This is a genomic window from Microbacterium sp. 13-71-7 (assembly GCF_002257455.1).
Classification (GTDB): domain Bacteria; phylum Actinomycetota; class Actinomycetes; order Actinomycetales; family Microbacteriaceae; genus Microbacterium.
In genome coordinates, this window is the sequence record NZ_NCKN01000056.1 from 1 (window position 1) to 19,034 (window position 19,034).

The window sequence follows — 19,034 nt, forward strand, 5'->3', positions numbered from 1 at the left end:
CACGCCGGGACATCGCCCTCACCCGGCTCGCGATCATCGGGATGGGCAAGACCGGGGCCCGAGAGCTGAACTACGTGAGCGATGTGGATGTCATCTACGTCGCCGGCACCGCGGACGAGGAGCGGCTCCCCGAATCCCGCGCGATCGACATCGCCACGCGCCTCGCCCGCGAGACCATGCAGGCGCTGGCGGGGATCGAGGCCGAGCCGCCGCTCTGGGAGGTCGACGCCGCGCTGCGGCCGGAGGGCAAGCAGGGCGCGCTGGTGCGCTCGCTCGGCTCGCACGTCGCGTACTACGACCGCTGGGCCAAGAGCTGGGAGTTCCAGGCGCTCCTCAAGGCGCGGGCGATCGCCGGAGATCCGGCGCTGGGCGCGGCGTACGTGAGCGCCGTGCAGCCCAAGGTGTGGTCGAGCGCGGCGCGGGAGGACTTCGTCGGGAGCGTGCAGCGGATGCGCGAGCGCGTCACAGAGCACATCGCGCCCGAAGACGTGCCGTACCAGCTCAAGCTGGGCCCCGGCGGCCTGCGCGACATCGAGTTCACCGTGCAGCTGCTGCAGCTCGTGCACGGGCTCACGGATCCGCAGATCCGCACCAGGGGGACGCTGGAATCGCTCGACGCCCTGGTCGCCGGAGGCTACATCGGCCGCGCCGAGGCGGGGCTGTTCGCGCATGACTACCGGGTCCTCCGGCTCATCGAGCACCGGCTGCAGCTGCGCGAGATGCAGCGCACGCACCTCGTGCCGCGCGACGAGGAGGCGCTGCGGGTCCTCGGCCGCGCCACCGGCCTGGCCGAGACGGCAGACGGCATCCGCGGCGTGTGGGAGGACGTGCGCCGTGAGGTGCGAGACCTGCACACCCGCCTGTTCTACCGTCCGCTGCTGAGCGCGGTCGCCTCGCTGCCGGAGGAGGAGCGCACCCTCTCCGCGGGCCAGGCGCACGACCGGCTCGCGGCGATCGGCTTCCGCGACCCCGCCGGCGCGCTCCGGCACATCGGCGCACTCACCACCGGGCTCAGCCGCAAGGCGACGATCCAGCGGCACCTCATGCCGATCATGGTGCGCTGGTTCGCCGACGGCACGGATCCCGACTACGGTCTGATCGCGTTCCGCCGCATCAGCGAGCGCCTCGGCGATACGCCGTGGTTCCTGAGGATGCTGCGCGACTCCTCGGGCGCGGCGGAGCGGCTCACCCGGGTGCTGTCCTCATCGCGCTACGTCGGCGAGCTGATGGAGTGGATCCCCGAGTCCGTCGCCTGGCTGGAGAGCACGGAGCAGCTGCGGCCCCGGCCCCGGGTGGCGCTCGACGAGGAGGCCAGGGCGATCCAGACTCGGCATGACACGATCCTGGACGCCATGCGCGCGGTGCGCGGGCTGCGGCGCCGCGAGCTGCTGCGCACCGCGATGGGCGCGGTTCTGGACGTGCTCACGATCGACGAGGTCGCCGCCGCACTGACCGGGATCACGGATGCCACGATCCAGGCCGCGTTGCGGGCGGTGCGCCGCGACGTCGTGCCGGAGGCGGACGACGCGCTGGACTTCTCCGTCATCGGGATGGGGCGCTTCGGCGGGGCAGAGCTGGGATTCGGGTCGGACGCGGACGTGCTGTTCGTCTACGACGCGAACGGCGTCGAGCCGCAGCGCGCGCAGCAGCTCGCCACGCGGATCGTGGCGGGCCTCCGCGAGCACCTCACGGATCATCGGCTGCCGCTCGACCTCGACGCCGATCTCCGCCCGGAGGGGCGCAACGGTCCGCTCGTGCGCACGCTCGACGCCTATGCGGCGTACTACCGCCGCTGGTCGCTGTCCTGGGAGGCGCAGGCGCTGCTGAGGGCCAGAGGCGTCGCGGGCAGCCACAAGCTGATCGAGCGCTTCATCGAGCTCGCCGACGGCGTGCGCTATCCCGCGTCGTTGGATCTGGCCTCCGTGCGGGAGATCAAGCGCATCAAGGCCAGGGTCGAGGGGGAGAGGCTGCCCCAGGGCGTCGATCCGCGCCGCCATCTCAAGCTCGGCCCCGGCACGCTGAGCGACGTGGAGTGGCTGATCCAGATCGTGCAGCTGCAGCACGCGCACGAGGTGCCGGCATTGCGCACGACCTCCACGCTCGCCGCACTGGAGGTCGCGGTCGCGTCGGGGTTCGTGCCGGAGGACGCCGGCGACCTCCTGCGCGAGGCGTGGCGGCTGTCCAGCCGGCTGCGCTCGGCGATGACGCTGCTGACGGGGCAGACGAAGGACGTGCTTCCGGCCGACCCTCGCGAACTCGACGGCGTGGGCAGGATCCTCGGCTATCCGGATCGCTCGGCGGCGGCCGTCGAGGAGGAGTACCTGCGGGTCACGCGCCGGGCCAGGAAGGTCTTCGAGACGCTGTTCTACGGCTGACGGGTTCTCCGGCTGGCGGGCGCCGTTCGCGGCGTTCCCGACGTCGCACAGGGAGGATGGAGCCATGACGATCATCGGCGTGGTCCGCAATCCCGTGAAGCTCGAGTCGGAGGAGGAGGTGCGCGAGGCGATCCTGGAGCGCCTTCCCGATGCCGACATCCGGGTGTTCGACACCACGGAGGACGACCCGGGCCGGGCGATGGCGGAGGAGGCGGTCGAAGCCGGATGCGAGCTCGTCTTCGCGGCGGGAGGCGACGGCACGGTCCGCGCCGTGGCCGGGGTGCTCGCGGGCACCGAGGTCGCCCTCGGGATCCTCCCGCACGGCACGGGCAATCTGCTCGCGCGGAACCTCGGGGTGCCGCTGACGGGGACGGCCGACGCAGTCGCGCATGCGCTCTCCGCGGAGCCCCGGCACATCGACGTGGGCACGATCGAGGTGACCGACGGCGAGGCCGAGGGCGAGCACCTGTTCGTGGTGATGGCCGGACTCGGCCTGGACGCGCGCATGCTCGAGGAGACGGACGAGGACTTGAAGGCGAAAGCCGGCTGGCTCGCGTACGTCAAGGCGCTCGGAGCGGCGGCGGCGGGCACCGAGCTCGTTCCGGTGGAGCTGAGCGTCGACGACGAGCCCCGGGATCGCGCCCGCATCCACACGCTCATGATCGGAAACTGCGGCACGATCCAGGGCGGGATCACGCTCCTGCCCGATGCCGTGCCGGACGACGGACAGCTGGACCTGTTGCTCATCAGCGCGGACGGCGTCCCGGACTGGTTCGAGACCGTCCGTACCGTGGTCTGGGACAACGGCCTGCGACGGCTCCTCGGCGGCGAAACGACGAGCACGGACGTGGTGCGGCATGTCTCGGCCCGCAGCATCGAGGTCGAGCTGGGGCGCCCGCAGCCGTTCCAGATCGACGGGGAGGAGCGTGGTCAGGTGCGCTCGTTCAGGGCGGGGATCCGCCCTGGGGCTCTGCTGGTCCGCGCCTGAGCCGGTTAGCCGTTGCGGGCCGATGGGCACAGCGGACGCCGGAACGCAAGCCCCTTCTCGGCGGTCGGAGGGCTGGTTACCGTCGTCTCATGAGCATCATGGATCCGGCGCCAGGCGCGCCTCGGGCGGACGGGTCGGACTGGGATCGTGAGGTCTCCCGGCACTGGCATCCCTACGTCCCGAGCGTCGAGACGAAGGCGCGGATGGACGCGCTCGCGAATCGCTCGGGGAAGCCCGTGCCGATCCCGAGCTTCCCGCCCCTGCCGGGGTGAGCATCCAGGGGAGCTTCCCCGACGCAGGCTGGCCGGTCTCCCAAGTGAGGACGCGCGTCAGCCGCGCTCGCCGGCGGTCCTCGTGTCCGCGGCGGGGAAGAGCGGGCTCTCCACCGTGCGGAGCGTGCGCAGCCACTCGACCTTGGCGGCATCGTCCTCGGGCAGCTCGGTCGGCGCGGGCTCGCCCTCGGAGGCGACCGCACGCGGCGGGACCAGCGCCACGGCGATGGCTGTGGTGAACGGCACCGCGAGCACGAGACCGATGCCGCTGCACAGGGTGCGGACGATCTCGGTGGCGATGTCCTCGAGGCTCAGCAGGTTCAGCATCGGCTGGTTGTAGACGTAGAGCAGGAGCACGACGCTCAGCGACGCCCCGACGTAGGCGAACACGATCGTGTAGATCGTGGATGCGATGTGATCGCGTCCGATGCGCATGGCGCGCCCGAAGAGCTGCCGCCGCGACAGCTCGGGGGCGACGGCGCGCAGCTCCCACACCGAGGAGCTCTGCGTGATGGTCACGTCGTTGAGCACGCCCAGTCCCGCGATGATGATCGCGCAGGTGAGCAGCCCCTGGAAGTCGACCTGCGGCACCATCGGCGCCAGGAAGCCGGCGCTCTCGTCGAGGCCGCTGAGCCGGGTGGTGCCCACGGCGAGCTGCGCGAGGATCGCGGTCACGGCCACTCCGGCCAGCGTTCCCGCGAGGGCGGCGCTCGTGCGCATCGAGACGCCGTGGGCGAGGTACAGCACGACGTAGAGGATCGCCGAGGACGCGACGAGCGCGATGGGGATCGCCGGTCCCGCGTGCAGCAGAGCGGGAAGCATGAACATGACGATCATCGCCCCGCTGAACACCAGTCCGATGAGCGAGAGCAGGCCGCGGAGAAGCCCGACGGCCAGCACGATGACGACGAACAGTCCCGCCCACACCGCCAGCGGGATGGTCCGCACGACGCCGAACGCCGAGATCCCGGGATCGACGCCTCCCGGCTGCACGACGCCGGGGGCCGAGGGGAGCCGGACCTCCATGAGCTCCAGCCGGTCACCGGGACGGAGCCCGGCGCGCGCGAACGGTCCGTTCAGCATGATGGTGACCGTGTCGCCCGCACGCTGCCCGGAATCGATCTTCACCTTGGCGATCGCGCAGGACGCCGCGGCTCCGGATCCGATGTTCGTCCCTGAGCCGGTCGCTCCACTTGCGGAGCCTGCGGCGCCAGACGGGTCCGAGGGGCCGCCGGATCCGCCGGGGGATCCGTTTCCACCCGTCGGCCCCGAGCCGCCGGAGGACGGGCCCACGTTGCATCCGGGCGTGATGGCGGTGATCTCGCCCGTCGGATAGGTCGCCCCCTGACTCGGGGCCGCGCCGGAGGCGGGTCCGGTGGGGAGGCCGCCGGAGGGCCAGAGGAGGAGCAGCCCCACGATCGTGGTGACTCCGATGACGACGAGGATCGTCAGCAGGATCCGCTTCGGCGTACGGGCGACGAAGACGTCTCGATGCGCCGACGATGTGTGTGCGTGTCCGTGGCCCATCGCAGTCCTCCTCCGCCCCCAGGCAACGGTAAGCCGCGGAGCGCGCTCAGCCGCGTATGCGGGCGCGCGCGTCGAGCAGCGTCTTCGCGGATGCCGGGGACGGAGACGCGTGGACCAACGTGCTCGTCACCGGTTAGTCGAGTTCGCGCAGCTCCGAGGTCAACTCGCCGCCTGCGTCCCCGGTATTGACCGTCCCCATGGGCTCGAACAGGATCGCGTGCACTTCTTCCTCAGCCTTCGGGCAGTGCTCGATGCCCCGCGGCACGACGAACACGTCATTCGGGTTGAGGATGACGTCTCGATCACGGAGTTGGATGGTCAGCTGACCACGCACCACCATGAACAACTCATCAGTATCGGGATGGGTGTGCCAGACGAATTCCCCCTGCAGCTTCACCACCTTGACGTCGTAGTCGTTGATGCTCGTGAGCCGATGAGGCTGCCAATAGTCTTCGATCGCCGAGAGAGCTTCGCGCAGGTTCCTGACGTCGTCTGCCATGCGACGAGGCTACTTGATCACCTCACAGATGCGGCCAGGCTCCTGCGGTGGAAGCCTGCGGTTTCAGCCGAGTCGATTGCCCGGTAGCAGGGGCAGAGCTCGCGGCCGTCGTGGAACCACGAAAGAACCCGCCTCAGCCGGGGGATGCTGAGACGGGTTCTTGAGACTCTGCGGACGCCTGCGGACGAGCCGCAGGCGTCCCGCAAGATCTGATCAGACGCCGAAGTAGAGCTCGACGGCAAGTCGGGTGCCCCGGAAGGTGTTCTGTTCAGCCGCACTCCCTTAGAAATGAAGGGAAGTGCGGGCGTGTGCAAGCGTGCCGTCGCCATCGAATCAGTCCGAGAACCTGTCCATCCACTTGATTTTCGGCCGTCATGCGGAGGTCGCTTGGCGTCGATGGGAGACGCCGCACACCTGCTGAGCATGACCGATGATCGAATCCGACTCTGGACCCCGCGCGAACTCAGCGACTTCACGGGAATCCCCGTTCGAACCCTTGCTGACTGGCGAACGACACGCTCGCGGCGCCGGGGGCTCGGGCTGCCGTTCGTCGCGCTGTCCCCGCGCAACGTTCGCTACCGTGAAGAGGACATCGTCGCGTTCATCGCCGGGAAGCTGGTTGCGCCGACCGACGGGAAGGACGACTGATGGGGCGGCGAAGGCGACCCCTTGGCGAACTCGGCGCTGTGCAGTACACAGTCGATCCGAGCGGCTTCGTCGTGGCGCGCGGTCGGGTCTACGACGGCGGCGGCAAAGAGCACCGTCCGAGTGGCAGCGGGGCGACCAATGAGGAAGCGCTCGCCGAGTTGCAGGCTGCGGTCGACGTGATCGTCGGCCGGGTCCTGGCTCGACGAGAGCGGCTGATGACCGTCGCCGGGCTCGCAGAGGCCTGGCTCAAGGCGGCCTATCACGACGACGATCCGCGGGTGCTGCGACAGCGCCGGGAGCAGACTGTCGATGGCTACGCATCGGTGGTCCGCGCACACGTCATTCCGCGCGCCGGCGCCATACGCATCGCTGACATCACCGCGGACAGGGCCGACGGACTGCTCATAGATCTCGCTCGGGAGAAGTCGGTGACGACCTCGAACAAGGTCCGGACCGTGATGTCACTCATGTTCGACTGGGCGATTCAGCAAGGCCATTTCAGAGCTGCCGGGTCGCTCCAGCAGACGCGCCACGGCGCGGTCGTCGTGGCGAACCCGATCCGTGCGACCAGACGCGCGGACGAGCCGGACACCGTCTACTTCGACCTCGACGCGGTGCAGGTCAAGCACATCCTTCATCTCATCCGCGAGGTGTGGCCAGAGCGGCACAGGGCGCGCTACCCGGTGGGTCGCCGGCCCAACTTCAAGCTGCTCGCCGACTACATCCTGATCACGCTCGGCACCTCGGAGCGCACTTCGGAGCCGATCGCGATCCGGTTCCGGGACGTCCGGTTCGAGGCGGTGGAACAACCGGATGGAAGCCTGATCATGGACGTGCTCGTCTGGGTAGGCGGGACGATGGTGCGCACGAGGTCCCGTGGCCTCTTTCGTCAGGACTCACCCAAGGCGGAGCGGCAGAAGCGTTGGGTTCGGGTCCCGAAGTTCGCGGGGAAGGTCCTGAGTGAGCTCGTCGCGAACCACGTCCCCGACCCCGAACGGAACCCAGACGACTTGCTGTTCACGACCGAGCGCGGTCGCCCGCGCGACGCAAGCGCGCTCGGCGAGCTGTTGCGGATGTTCCGCCGCGAATTCGAGCCGGAATTGCTCGCGATCGGGGTCGACGCCGAGCACCTCACCTTTCGGAGTCTCCGTAAGGCGGTCGCTGCGGCCGTGTCGGATGCGGCGGGCATCGAGGTCGCCCGAGACCTTCTCGGGCACAGTGATATCAGCATCACCGAGGGCCACTATGCAAAGCGGCCCGAACTCATCGTCGAAGTCGCCGCCGTCGCGCTCGACGAGGTGTTCGCGGGTATTGACACCTGAACCGTTCGGTCAGTCGTCGCGACTGGTTTGAGGCTCTCAAAGTCGCGCGATGGGGGTGAGACTGCGTGCGGGGCTGTCATTGTCTGCCGACCGTCGGAGGCTCCCGGCGCGCTCGCAGCGACTACGGATCATCGAAGCGGTGAGGCTCGCGAGCCGCTTCCTGGCGAGGCCTGCCCTCAGCTGGCGTCACTCGAAGTTGCCGATTCTGCGAGGGGCCCAACAAGATCGAGGTACTCGTAGTGCTTCCATGCGGCTTCGAGGATCGGGTTCTTACCGACCTCACGTAGATCCTTCATGACGCTCGCCAGCGACCATGTACGTTTCTCCGCATCAGCCAGTACAGACTGTAGAAGACTGATTGCCTCACCTTCTTCCAGGCATACGAAGTACTCCAGCTCACACAGCGATGCGACCTGTGTCGGCGTGCTGCCGTGTGCGCCGTACTCTGGCAGGATCCCGGCGTTGCCGAAATAGAACGGCTCGGCGGTCACGATGAGCCCGATAGCCGGCCGGTCATCGGGGATGTGTACGAACGCAGGATGCCGGTCGTGGATGAGCGTGGCTGTCCGGTCGATCTGTACTCTCGCCTTCCCGAGCGAGCGGGCAACCACCGCGCCGAGCGAAGCATCGGCAGCCTTCGCTCCGAGCGTCATGCGCGTGCTCTTACACTCGATAAGCACCACGGCTTTGTCGGTGACCCAGATCCAGTCGACGGACTTGTCGCCCTTGCCGTATGTGATCTCGCCCTCGACGTGGTCGCCCGCGATGAGCCGCAGCTGGCGGCCGACGTAGTGCTCGACGCGGGCGCCAAGGTTCTCAGCGAACGGAAGTCCCCACTGCTTCATGCCGACGTAGTAAAGGTTGGTCGGAAAGATGGCGCGGGAGACGAGCATGCTTTGCGGTGCGTAGACGCCACCGGTGCCGAGATCGATCAGCGGTCGGGCCACAAAGGGATTGAAAGCGAAGCGCTGCCGGTTGCGTGGCACGGCGAGAGCTTCCGAGCTTAGGGACCGGGCGCCCTCGATCGTCGTCGTGAAGTGCCGAATGAGGTTCTCGGCATCGCTTCGTGGCAGCACGCGCTCGAAGACGTCCTGCATGTGCGGAGCATCCAGTAGCGCGAAGTCGATATAGCCGGCATTGTGGGCTGCCCAGGCATGCAGGAAAAGTGCGGCCCGCCCGACCTCCCCCAGTCCCATGCCGAAGACCTCGTCCCAGGGAATTGGGGTGCCGAGCGTCGGATCGCCGAAGAGTGCCCAGACGCGGGACAGCTCTTCAAACTCGGACTCGCCGTAGCCGAACTGCTCGTAGACCAGTGGGGTGATGATGTCGGAGACACTCGGGTCGTCTTCTGGCTCGTACACGTTGTTGAAGTAGTTGTAGAGCTTCGCGAAGTCGTGTTCCGTAGGGGTGCCGCCGTGGCGGTGCTCGTTGGAGTACAGCACCGACTCGCGGGCCATCGCGGAAGCGGCCCACGGCCAGCGCCCGTCGTTTCGGAACTCACGGCCCCGGATGAGCGGATCGAGCTGAGCGGTGTGCGCAGCAAGGGCGGGCAGAAAAGAGGATGGTGTGAACCGTCGAACGGCTTGGCGGAAGTCGCTATAGCGCGGCGACGGGCGTTCGAGAAGCACCTTTCCACGTTACGACCGACCACGGACATGACGGTCGCAATTGGGATCGGGTCAGAGTGCCCCGAAGCTCTCATCGTGGTTGAGCGTTCCAAGCTCTCAGCCGTGAGGCAACAACGCCTTGACGGTGAGGCCCCCCACCCTTGTCGGAGGTCGCCGGTAGCCTAGAAAGCGAGATGACTTACACCTTACCCGCGCCCTGGCGCAAAGGAGCGCCAGCACACATGAGACGCAGAGCAGCACGACGATCTCGTCGAGACGACCGCCAAGCCGACGGAGGCGTGTCACCCAGTCTGAGGGGCTCCTCGGATACTGCGGCGCCGAACGGCGCTCTGTCCGTGGGCCGGGTCGGCCGGGAGGCGCAGTGATGACTGAGACCGCCCGCTCGTGGCTGAACAGCCTGAACAGCCTCTACACGCCGACCTCGACGCAGTTCGATGCGGCAAAAAGTCATCGCGCGTCGATCGAGTCGCGGCTGGATGCGTTCCTCGGCGTGTACGAGATGTTCGAAATCGGTTCTTTGCGCCATGGGACCGGGGTATGGCAGCACAGCGACGCGGATTACATGGTCTCTCTCAAGGGCGTGCGGCCATCGTCACCATGGACGATGCTGAACCGGGTCAAGGAGACACTGCAGGCACGGTTCCAGGGAACGACAATCGGAGTCAGCCGGCCAGCCGTCGTCTGCTACTTCTCCGATGGAGTCGTTGAGGTTGTTCCCGCGTACCCCTCTGACAGCGGCTACTGGATCGCCGATCCTGCGGACGGGTGGATGAAGTCGTATCCGAAGTCGCACAACAAGTACGTCAACGACGTCAACACGAAGCACAACGGGGCTGCAAAAGCGCTCGCCCGACAGCTCAAGATCTGGAAGTACCTCCGCAACGTCCCGATCTCTTCTTGCTATCTGGAGATGCGGGCTGCCAAGCATCTCGAGGGGGAGTCGACATACCTGCCGTTCTGGGATCTCTATCTGGCTCTCAACAAGATGTACGACGCGAACTTGGCGGCGATGAACGACCCCACTGGTCTCGGCTCGCGGTTCGGGGCGTGCTCGTCAGAGGCGAAGCGCCTTGACGCGCTCTCCAAGCTCGGCTCCGCCGTCGTGCGGGCGAACAAAGCCAGGGATTTCGAATCGGACGGCAAGGACGCCCATGCGATCGAGCAGTTGAAACTGCTCTTCAACAGGTAGTGCCGACCATGAATGATTCCAACGAGTACACACCACCTGCGACAGGAGTAACGCTCCTTCGCCGTCAGGACGAACTTGACGCGTTGCGCCTGCTGATCGCTCAGAAACGCCTCTACTCACGCGCGAAGCGGTGGGTCTCGATCCGCTGGTTCGGGATGCTCGTCATCGGGTTGGCCGCGCCGATCGTGGCGGTGATCTGGCCACAGAGCAGCGTGGTGCTGGGGAGCATCGCGGGAGCGTGGTTGTTCCTGGGGCGCACGCTGCTGATGTACGTCCAGAAGAAGAGCACCGAAGAGGCCGCTGCGGTGCAGGAGCAGTTCGACTTCTACGTCTACAAGATGCCGGCGGGGACTCCGCGCCCAAAGCTCCCGTCGCTTGAAGACATCTCCCTCGTTGCGGGGCCTGATTCTGACCTTGCCGACGTCGCCGCGCGCGAGAAGATGCTCGGATGGTACGTCGTCGCCGATGATGATCCCGGCGAGGTCGCCGTTGCTATCGCACAACGCTCGAACGCCGCGTACAGCTACCGCTTGCTGCGACTCACCGGCATAATCTGGTCGGTTGTCTCCGTGCTCTGGGCGGCAGCGCTCACCACCATCTGCGTCGTCACCGGGCTGACGCTCGTGACCTTCTTGCTCGGCGTCGCCCTCCCATTGCTCCCAGCGTTCCTCGACGTCACTGAGTACATCGTCGGGATTATTCGCTCAGCCAAGGATCGGGAGGCTCTCTACCGTGAAATCGAAAGCAGAGTCGGCAACGGGGATGACCCGATCACCGGGGAGAACCTCCGCGTCTGGCAAGAATCACTATTCGAGCTGCGCCGCGACACCCCTACCGTCCCAGATTTCATCTACAAGCTTCAGCGTCGAAAGAACGAGGCGGCCATGTCGTCCGCTGCCGCGCAGCTGAGCAAGCGTGCTCGCACGGAGGGAAAATGACTACTACCAGCCAAGCGATGGCACAGTTCGTAACCGACATCTCGGTCACTGACTATCAGAAGACATCAATCATCAACGCGCGCAAAGACCGCGTTGTGGAAAACCTCACCGCCGCCTTTCCCGCCACGAGTGATTTACCGTTCAGTCGCGCGATCCTGATGGGCTCGGCCGCGAAGAGCACCATCGTCCGACCTATGGACGACATTGATGTCCTAGCGATCTTCTCCAACGCGAACGGTGCATGGAACACCTACCGATTCGATTCGCAAGCGTTCCTTTACCGCGCGCGCCGCGCCTACAACGGACTGTCGACGGCGCAGGTAGGCGCTCGCGGACAAGCCGTCCGGATTTTCTTCCAGAACGGCGGCCACGTCGATGTGGCGCCCGTGTTCTCCCACGGCAACGACGTCTACGGACTGCCAGGCGGTGATGGTGGATGGATCAACACGGCCCCCACCGTGGCGAACGCGTGGTTCGCCCAGAAGCACGCCGATCTCGGGTATCACCTGGCACCGCTGGTGCGGCTACTGAAGAAATGGAACAACGCACATTCGAAGCGGCTCCGTTCCTTCCACCTGGAAACGATCGCCGCGCGGACGTTCAAGACACTCGGCGGCAACAGGCAGAGCGCGCTCGCCAGCTTCTTCGAGTGGGCGCCGTCGCACCTCGACGTTAGCGATCCCGGCGGTCAGTCCGGAATTCTCAGCGGCTATCTCACCTCGGCTGCCCGCCAGGAAGTGCTCCAAGGACTCGGCTCGGCAGCGGAGCGCGCCCGCAAAGCGAACGACGCTGAAGTCCGAGGGGATCACGACGAAGCGAAGCGTCTCTGGCGAATCATCCTAGGCTCCAGCTTCCCGAACTAGACGCCTGACGCATGTCGCCGCAAAGCTATCCGATCTGCCCTTGGCCAGTTGCCGCGTTACCCGTCGACGACGATCCCGCTGGTCTTGCTCTCAAAGTCGATCTTCATCGGCCAGAAGCTCTTGTAGAAGAAGACGCCTGACGGGCGTGGCCGGGTCGTTCCGTCGGGCGGGAGTGTCACCGCCGACCGATACCCCAGGGGCTGGCCGCCGATGACGTGTTCAGGCAGGCGGCCGACGACGAGCGTGGGATACGGCGCGACACCCTCGGGGAGACTCTCGCCGTAGTGCTCGCGTGCCGCGATGTGGAACATGGCCGCGTAGACCGTTGCCAACATCCATGTCTCGGCGAGCACGACGCTCAGATCAACCCGAAGCGAGACCGCCTCCAGCCCTTGCCTAAGTTCTCTCGGTGGGCGGCTCAAGTAGGTGAGCATCGGACGGTCGAAGAGGGGCATCGACTTGCCTTCCCCGAATGCACTCACAGGGATGGTTCCGTCCTCGTTCGGCGGTGTTGTGATGAACTCGATGCGGACATCTCCACGCGCTGAGGCGGCCAGACCGTGCTTTAGCTTGTTGTGCGCCGCATTGATCGAAAGTTCATCATTCATCAGTAGCCACACCGCATGGTTAGCCCATTCCAGCGCTGTCTCCGCTGCGCCGATGGCCGGGCCCTCGACGACCGTTCCTGGCGGGAAGATCAGCTGGAGAAAGCGGTGTTGGTCAGCGTCGAAGGCCTCCTTGTTACTCTCGATAACCTTGATCATGGGCGTCGGACTGTCAGCGATCGCGAGCCAGATTGATGCGGCGTCTCCAGAGCGCGGGGTTGCCGCAACCCGGGCGTAGATGAATCTTGTGAGCGCTTCAGCGGCCTGGTGGCGCAGTGAGAGCGCATCAACCGCCACCTGGACACGGCGATGCTTCACATCGAAGTGGAGAGCCGCATCCGCTCCTTCGAGGCCGAGCGCTCGGAAAAACTCTGCCTCGACTTCTGGGGATGCCTGGTAGTCGGATCGGCTTGCCTCAAGCAGCATCGTGATTCGGGCAGAGAAATGACCGAGCGGATCGGAAAGGAAGAACTCGTCGTCGAGGATCGTCGCCTGCTCAGGCTCTAGCGTCGTCGCTTGGGCTTGGATCGGAAGGTGCATAAGACCAGTGTGGCGGGTGGCAGTGACGTTCAAGCGACACCAGGGAGCGGAGCACTGTCTTTGTCGAGTTAACGGGGCGTCCCCGCACCGCTGAAGTAGGGGATGGTCTACCCCTTGGAGGGGTCAATTTGGCGCTTGCGGCGTGACGCGGCAACAAAATGAGAATGGCGGTGGAGGGTAACTCGAGAGAGCCCTTCTAAGCGCTTCGCAAGGGGGATCAAAAGGGGACCAGAATCATGCAAACCATGCATCTCGTGACGTGTCCCGCATGATGTGAGGCCTGAAACTACGCGGGCATCGACCGGATTCGAGCCGTTCGGACGCCTGAGAGTTAAGGGGTAGGGCTCAGGGAAGCAGTCTGAGCCCGAGATGGCAAGTGCCGCCTGAGGTTCAGTAAATTACTGGCCTCGGAGACCGGAAGCGCGGCTCCAGAGACATCCTGTGAATCAGACCCCGAAGTACAAAAGCCATCGTTCTGATGGCCGAGAACGCGGCCGGTGAAACCCGTAGACCTCCGTGCATACAAGGATCCCCGGTCGGTGTGAAACCGCCGGGGATCCTTGTATTCATTGGGTTCCGCAGACTAGAGAGAACGGCGCCGGAACCCTCCTTGGAGCTACACCCCGAAGTAGAGCTCGAACTCCTGAGGGGGTGTTGGCTCATGTTGTGCGCCTCCTGGATCCGCGTGATTAGGCGGATCTAGCGATGGCATTTGGTGGAGCATGTTGTCTTTCGATGCGGTTTCTGCGGACTTTCTGCGGACTGGGTCACGGGTTGACGTGAGGTCGTCGTCGAGGGGGTTGCGCCCAGTCGTCGACTTCAAGGGGTTCGGGAGAAAACAACTTCCCTCTCCGGATGACTTCCAGTCGATCGCCGAGCGCCGCCGACTCAAGGATGTTTCGAACGCCGATCCCCAAGAAGGCCGCGACCTTCTCAAGCTCGCCGGGCTTGAGGTCGTAGTAGCCCTGTAACCGGCTTCGAACGGTGGGAAGGGTGAGACCTAACACCGCGACGAGCTCGTTGTCTTTTCTGCCCGTGCGGGACATCTCGGCACGGATCGCTGCAGCAAGGGAGGCGTTCGAGAACCTGCGTGTAGCAACGTCGTCGACGACGTGGCCAAGTTCCTCCCGGACGATACGGCGCAATGTTGATTCGAAGTCATCGTCCATGGTCGAATGTTCCCGGTCGCCCGCTAGGGCCGTCAAGCAGGCCCTCCACCCTCCTCATTGCGTTGCTCAAGCGGTCGAGTTTGGCGGGGCTCTTGTACGAGCGAGTCATAGCTCGCGTCGTGTGGCCGACGAGTTCGATGATCACGTCCTCGGGGACATCCGCTGCGTAGAGCAGATCTACGGCCGCATGCCTGAGGTCGTGAAGTCGCACGTGCCTGCCCGGGCCGAAGTGCGCTCGGGAGATCTCTCGCCACGCTTTGGTCTGCGAGTCAGGATCGATCGGCCGCCCGTTGCGGGTAAAGACCAGCCCCCACTTGTTGGGTTCCATTTCAGCGAGATGGGTTCGCATCATGCTTGACAGGGGTTGGATGAGGGGAACGACACGCCACCCGGCCTTCGTCTTCGGACGCGTGAAGTAGTAACCCCCATAGAGGTGCCGGTACTGGAAGTCTGGGGGAGCGATCGGTAGGCCGCTCGGCCCGCGCTTCAGACGTTGAAGTTGCCAGCTAATGTCGACGTGCGACTCCGAGACTCGGTCGGTCTCGAGCCCAAGCACTTCACCGCGCCGAGCTCCAGTAAGGATGAACGTGGTCCACCTCAGACCGTCCGGGTGCGATTGCAGCATCCTGAGAAGGTCCCGCACCTCTGACGTGCTTGGTACATCGAGGGGCGTGTAGTTGCGCCGCGGAGGGTCGACGAGTCTCACCGGGTTGCGCTCAATCTCGTCTTCGCGGACTGCTACCTGGAAGGCGCGCGCCGCCACCGCGTGAGCATTGAGGGCAGTAGTGGATGAACAGGACTCGCGTATTAGGTGATGCATGCGGCGAATGTCAGATGCCCGTACCTCACTGATTGGCGTTGATGCGCCGAGCGCCGGAACGATACGGTTCTTGACGATCGAGCGGTAGCCCTCTGCCGTCTTCGGCCGCAGTTGGGGATAGACGCACTCGACTAGCCAATACTCAAACCAAGCACCCACGGTGGTACCAGAACTCGTCGGGTACATCGATGGCTGTGGCAGTTCTGTGCCCCGCCGCGCATCCTCAAACGCGCGGAGATGTGCCATCACCTTCTCGCGGCTGCGTGAGCGAAACACCTTTCGCTTCCTCTTGCCGTCGACGCTCGGAAGCGGAACGACAACCGTCCAGTAGCCACGCTGGTCACGGAAGATGCTGCCCGAACCTCTGGCGCGACGCGTGCTCATCCTTGGACGATACGTGGCACCGTGTCTGAAGGCGAGGCCGCGCTGAGTGGCTTGGTCAGTTCCGACCTACGAGAACTCAGAACTGACCATCGAGGCCGCGATGCCAGCGATTCAACGCACAGATGTGAGGGGTTGGTCGGGGCCGGATTCGGTTGGATCCCAAGCCCCCGCGACCGTCAGATCGTGACATACCGGGAGTGGCAGCTGCGGCGTGTCGCGGTTGCGCGGCCTTCGGTGTCACCCCATACCGTAATGATGAAGCGAGTTCTGGATGATGCCGTGGTGTTGGTCGCATCGGCAGCGCGGCTGATTGTTCGCTATGTTTGCGCTATGGCTCGTGCCCACGGCTTCCGCGTATTCGTCGTCCAAGCGTTCCCGAACCAGCGCAAGGGGCGGGACGCACTAGACGCTTCTGATTCGTCAACTGTCCGCGGCGAAGTGATCGAGTTGCTCGAGGCCCTCTTCGCACAGGGCACGAAGACCTTCGCTCCGCGGCCACCCGACAACGGGGAACCGGAAAAGCCCACGGTGAGTGTCACGGTCCACGAACCCGTCGTAGTGAGTCAAGGCATGGTGCACGTTGCGGTCGCGATGGGTGAATCGGGTAGCCACAGGCAGGCAACCCGGACGGCCAAGAAGCCGAAGAATCTTGAGAAGTGGTCTCCAGAGCAAGACCATTCGGTAGCCTTTCTGTTTCCGCGCGATATCGAGGACCGATTCCTCATCGTGGTGCAGACCATCAAGCGCCGGGATCCGCTCAAGCGCCTATTGAGTTTGATGACTCGCGAGAGCTACGACCGCCGCAAGAAGGCGGAAGCACGGGAGAAGCTGGATCGTAAGAAGGCACGTGAACGACGCGAGCCCCTTCCCGCCAAGCAGGTTCACTTCAAACTCCTCTTCGAGGCCAATCAGGCCGCCGACAACGAGTACCTTGATTCGATCTTGAGTGGCGCAGACTCTGCGACCGCGACCTTCAAAAGCACGCGTGCGTCAAGTCGTGGCTCCAACCGCCCCGAAGTCAGTCGTGTCCTTCGGATCACGCTGCGTGACGCCGACGTGCAAGATGTCGGTCGGGCGATCGGTCGCACGTGGTCCGCCCGACGCCGACGTGGCGAGAAGATGACGCAGGTCGAGGGAGTGTCGGAGCTTGCTGCTTTGCTTTACGAAAGGGACCTCCTGGACGAAGACGAAGGTGACCGCTATGAGAATGCCGCGATCAGCGTGCGTAGCGATGCACGCGATACAACCACGATCGCGGTCGACACGTTGCGGGATGTGTTCACCTACCCCGTCTCGGACGGGCCGCCATCAACCTGGTTCTACTACGACCGCGTCGCCCCTCGCGTCGCGACTATCGCCAGGCAGGAGCGCCTTCCAATTAGCACCATCGATCCCCGTGAGGTGGAGGAGTGTCTGAAAGGCTAGATCCTCGACCGCTCCTTCGCGGGCTGTCGGACGGGCTACGAAAACGGCGGCTGTCGGGAGTGGAACCGGTCGACACGGTCGCACTGTGGGTACTGTTCGGCCTGCCGCTCCTGGTTGGGATTGTCGTGGGTGGCCTCCAGCTTGTCTTTTCGCACGCCGACCAACTATTGGCGGCATGTGCCCTTCTCGCAGGGGCGCTCCTCACTGGCTTCGCACAGATAGCAAGTTGGCGCGAACGGATCATGTCTCGCCATAGAGATGTGGATGAGATCGATGTGCGTGCGCTGAATGAAGCTGCAGCGCATACATTGGCTAGCTTGCTGGCTTCTGTGGTCGCGGCGATTGCCGTATTCATCCTGGCGAATCTAGACCTTGACTGTGCACCTCTCGTCGTACACATAGTTGCATGCGCCTTGAGTGGGATAGGTGCCGCCGCACTGGCGTATGTAGTGCTTTCTCTCCTCATCGTTGTGAACCTATTGTGGGATGCGCTGCAGAACGAACAGCGTGAAGCGAAGCGGGAGAGCGCGAAGGGCCCCCGCTAGTAGGCTCCTCGCGCGGTGCGATCCATCAGGGTTGCCCGGTCAGCGTCTGGCTGAACACCTGGCGTGCGTTCATGGGCTGGGCACTCAGCTGGGGGAGACACTCCCGCACGGAGGTAGTCGTGAGCGCGGTGCACAAGGATCCTCGACATGCGCGCGCTCTCGCCGAGGTGCGTTCCCGTGGTGAGGTGCAGCCGTGCTGGTCATGCGGCAAGGAGCTGCTCGCATCAGCACGGAAGCCTGACCCGAAGGCGATCACCGTCGGCCACTACGTCGACGTCGACCTCGGCCTCACCGATCCATACGATCCCGCGAACTACGGCCCCCAGTGCGCGTCCTGCAACTACAGCGGGGGAGCGCACCGCACGAACGCGAAGCGTCGAGGCGAGACGGGGCGCGAGCTCACCACCTCACCGGACTGGACGTGATCATGCTCGGATGGATCATCGCTGCTGCTGGCCTATGGCGTGGCCTCACCACCGAGGAGGTGGACGACGTGCACGCCGAGGTGCAGGCGCAGCTGACCGCGCAGTCCCTCGACCTGACCCTGATGACCGCGTCCGATGCGCAGGCCATGCTCACCGACGCGATCGGCGTTGTCCTCGAGCGCACCCGCCGCTGAACCACCGGAGCGGAGGCCACCATGGGGCGCCGCTTGACACAGATCGATCGGGCCTGCGATGAGTGCGGCACGACATACCGTGCGCGAGCGGCCAGCCCGCGGCGGTTCTGCTCCCGGGGATGTTCGAGCAGGTGGGCAGCCAGGGCCCGCAGGATCCGCCACCCCGCCGACGTTCGGGTTCGTCGGGGCCAGCGTGAGAACGCGGCGCCAGGTCTCACCTACGTGCAGCGGCGCGCGCTGCTCGCAAGGTGGAAGCAGCAGCGCCGTACCTGCGCCTATTGCGCGGCACGACCAGCCGACACGATCGACCACGTCCTGCCTCTGATCCGCGGCGGTACGAACTACGAGGGCAACCTCGCCCCGTGCTGTCGGTCCTGTAACAGCAGCAAGAGCGGGCACACGGTCATCGAGTGGCGATCAGGGCTACGGCTACCGCCCATGTGGTTCACCCTGCAGCACACGCCGCGCCCCAAGCGGACAAACAGCGAACGCATCGTGCCGAAGTGTGCACGATGCGGCACCGCCACCGCTCGAGCGACGCACCTGTGCGATCCGAACCGCTGAGGCCGGCGGACTTTTGGGACTGCTGCACGGATAGGTGACAGGTTGTAGTCACGCCGCCAGTGCGACGGTCGTGTTCATGATGGTCTCGAACTCGATGGGCGTCAAACGGCCCAG

At 65.2% G+C, this 19,034-nt stretch carries 19 protein-coding genes; 13 read left to right on the plus strand and 6 right to left on the minus strand.

All coding sequences use genetic code 11. From position 1 onward, the window contains the following. From B7X32_RS07595 to B7X32_RS07605, 3 genes are all read left to right on the plus strand, one after another. Positions 1 to 2,375 (plus strand): bifunctional [glutamine synthetase] adenylyltransferase/[glutamine synthetase]-adenylyl-L-tyrosine phosphorylase (locus tag B7X32_RS07595; RefSeq protein WP_292718188.1); only part of this gene is annotated, 2,375 nt, incomplete at its 5' end. A gap of 64 nt (positions 2,376 to 2,439) precedes the next feature. After that, positions 2,440 to 3,363 carry a diacylglycerol kinase family protein gene (locus B7X32_RS07600; protein WP_292718190.1) on the plus strand — a complete coding sequence of 308 codons (924 nt, stop codon included), beginning with the start codon at positions 2,440 to 2,442 and terminating at the stop codon, positions 3,361 to 3,363. Between the two features lie 89 nt (positions 3,364 to 3,452). Beyond that, positions 3,453 to 3,635 (plus strand): hypothetical protein, encoded by a 183-nt coding sequence (locus B7X32_RS07605; protein WP_292718192.1) that lies wholly within the window; start codon positions 3,453 to 3,455, stop codon positions 3,633 to 3,635. A gap of 57 nt (positions 3,636 to 3,692) precedes the next feature. Here the strand turns inward: B7X32_RS07605 and B7X32_RS07610 are convergent, their stop codons facing one another. Beyond that, positions 3,693 to 5,162, minus strand: coding sequence for a YibE/F family protein (locus B7X32_RS07610; protein ID WP_292718194.1), 1,470 nt, complete (start codon positions 5,160 to 5,162; stop codon positions 3,693 to 3,695). Between the two features lie 133 nt (positions 5,163 to 5,295). Further along, entirely contained in the window at positions 5,296 to 5,661 is a 366-nt protein-coding gene (locus tag B7X32_RS07615) for a cupin domain-containing protein (protein WP_292718196.1), read from the minus strand. Between the two features lie 423 nt (positions 5,662 to 6,084). On the opposite strand from B7X32_RS07615, the gene B7X32_RS07620 reads away from it, so the two are divergent. Together B7X32_RS07620 and B7X32_RS07625 are read left to right on the plus strand one after the other, a co-directional pair. After that, positions 6,085 to 6,309 (plus strand): hypothetical protein, encoded by a 225-nt coding sequence (locus tag B7X32_RS07620; RefSeq protein WP_292718198.1) that lies wholly within the window; start codon positions 6,085 to 6,087, stop codon positions 6,307 to 6,309. Positions 6,310 to 6,347: 38 nt separating this feature from the next. Continuing rightward, complete coding sequence (locus tag B7X32_RS07625; protein ID WP_292718200.1) at positions 6,348 to 7,631, plus strand: tyrosine-type recombinase/integrase; 1,284 nt, start codon at positions 6,348 to 6,350, stop codon at positions 7,629 to 7,631. A 176-nt stretch (positions 7,632 to 7,807) separates the two neighbouring features. On the opposite strand, the gene B7X32_RS07630 is transcribed toward B7X32_RS07625, so the two are convergent. Beyond that, the gene (locus tag B7X32_RS07630) at positions 7,808 to 9,259 is read right to left on the minus strand and encodes a hypothetical protein (RefSeq protein ID WP_292718202.1); all 1,452 of its coding nucleotides are present in this window, start codon (positions 9,257 to 9,259) and stop codon (positions 7,808 to 7,810) included. A gap of 364 nt (positions 9,260 to 9,623) precedes the next feature. Between B7X32_RS07630 and B7X32_RS07635 the strand changes: the two genes are divergently transcribed. Genes B7X32_RS07635 through B7X32_RS07645 form a run of 3 tightly spaced genes read left to right on the plus strand, consistent with a single transcriptional unit; the run spans position 9,624 to position 12,249 of the window. Continuing rightward, positions 9,624 to 10,448: a hypothetical protein gene (locus B7X32_RS07635; protein WP_292718204.1), complete on the plus strand. Its 825-nt coding sequence runs from the start codon at positions 9,624 to 9,626 to the stop codon at positions 10,446 to 10,448. 8 nt (positions 10,449 to 10,456) lie between these two features. Continuing rightward, on the plus strand, positions 10,457 to 11,386 hold the full coding sequence (locus tag B7X32_RS07640; protein WP_292718206.1) for an S-4TM family putative pore-forming effector: 930 nt from the start codon (positions 10,457 to 10,459) through the stop codon (positions 11,384 to 11,386). Continuing rightward, complete coding sequence (locus B7X32_RS07645; protein WP_292718208.1) at positions 11,383 to 12,249, plus strand: hypothetical protein; 867 nt, start codon at positions 11,383 to 11,385, stop codon at positions 12,247 to 12,249. Before B7X32_RS07640 ends, B7X32_RS07645 begins: the two co-directional genes overlap by 4 nt. A 56-nt stretch (positions 12,250 to 12,305) precedes the next feature. Here B7X32_RS07645 and B7X32_RS07650 read toward each other — a convergent pair whose 3' ends face one another. The 3 genes from B7X32_RS07650 to B7X32_RS07660 form a co-directional block, all read right to left on the minus strand. Then, complete coding sequence (locus tag B7X32_RS07650) at positions 12,306 to 13,394, minus strand: hypothetical protein (protein ID WP_292718210.1); 1,089 nt, start codon at positions 13,392 to 13,394, stop codon at positions 12,306 to 12,308. Positions 13,395 to 14,161: 767 nt separating this feature from the next. Next, entirely contained in the window at positions 14,162 to 14,563 is a 402-nt protein-coding gene (locus tag B7X32_RS07655; RefSeq protein ID WP_292718212.1) for a hypothetical protein, read from the minus strand. Continuing rightward, complete coding sequence (locus tag B7X32_RS07660; RefSeq protein WP_292718214.1) at positions 14,553 to 15,767, minus strand: tyrosine-type recombinase/integrase; 1,215 nt, start codon at positions 15,765 to 15,767, stop codon at positions 14,553 to 14,555. The genes B7X32_RS07655 and B7X32_RS07660 overlap by 11 nt, the downstream gene beginning before the upstream one ends. Positions 15,768 to 16,022: 255 nt before the next feature. Here B7X32_RS07660 and B7X32_RS07665 point away from each other — a divergent pair, with 255 nt between their 5' ends. The 5 genes from B7X32_RS07665 to B7X32_RS21060 all read left to right on the plus strand — a co-directional run bounded on the left by B7X32_RS07665 (position 16,023) and on the right by B7X32_RS21060 (position 18,920). After that, the gene (locus B7X32_RS07665) at positions 16,023 to 17,192 is read left to right on the plus strand and encodes a hypothetical protein (RefSeq protein WP_292718216.1); all 1,170 of its coding nucleotides are present in this window, start codon (positions 16,023 to 16,025) and stop codon (positions 17,190 to 17,192) included. Between the two features lie 59 nt (positions 17,193 to 17,251). Further along, a complete protein-coding gene (locus B7X32_RS07670) occupies positions 17,252 to 17,737 on the plus strand; it encodes a hypothetical protein (RefSeq protein WP_292718218.1) in 486 nt (161 codons plus the stop codon). 119 nt (positions 17,738 to 17,856) lie between these two features. Next, positions 17,857 to 18,162 (plus strand): hypothetical protein, encoded by a 306-nt coding sequence (locus B7X32_RS07675; RefSeq protein WP_292718220.1) that lies wholly within the window; start codon positions 17,857 to 17,859, stop codon positions 18,160 to 18,162. 2 nt (positions 18,163 to 18,164) lie between these two features. Further along, positions 18,165 to 18,356 (plus strand): hypothetical protein, encoded by a 192-nt coding sequence (locus tag B7X32_RS07680; RefSeq protein WP_292718222.1) that lies wholly within the window; start codon positions 18,165 to 18,167, stop codon positions 18,354 to 18,356. A 21-nt stretch (positions 18,357 to 18,377) separates the two neighbouring features. After that, positions 18,378 to 18,920 carry an HNH endonuclease signature motif containing protein gene (locus tag B7X32_RS21060; RefSeq protein ID WP_366246963.1) on the plus strand — a complete coding sequence of 181 codons (543 nt, stop codon included), beginning with the start codon at positions 18,378 to 18,380 and terminating at the stop codon, positions 18,918 to 18,920. Positions 18,921 to 19,034: the final 114 nt, after the last annotated feature.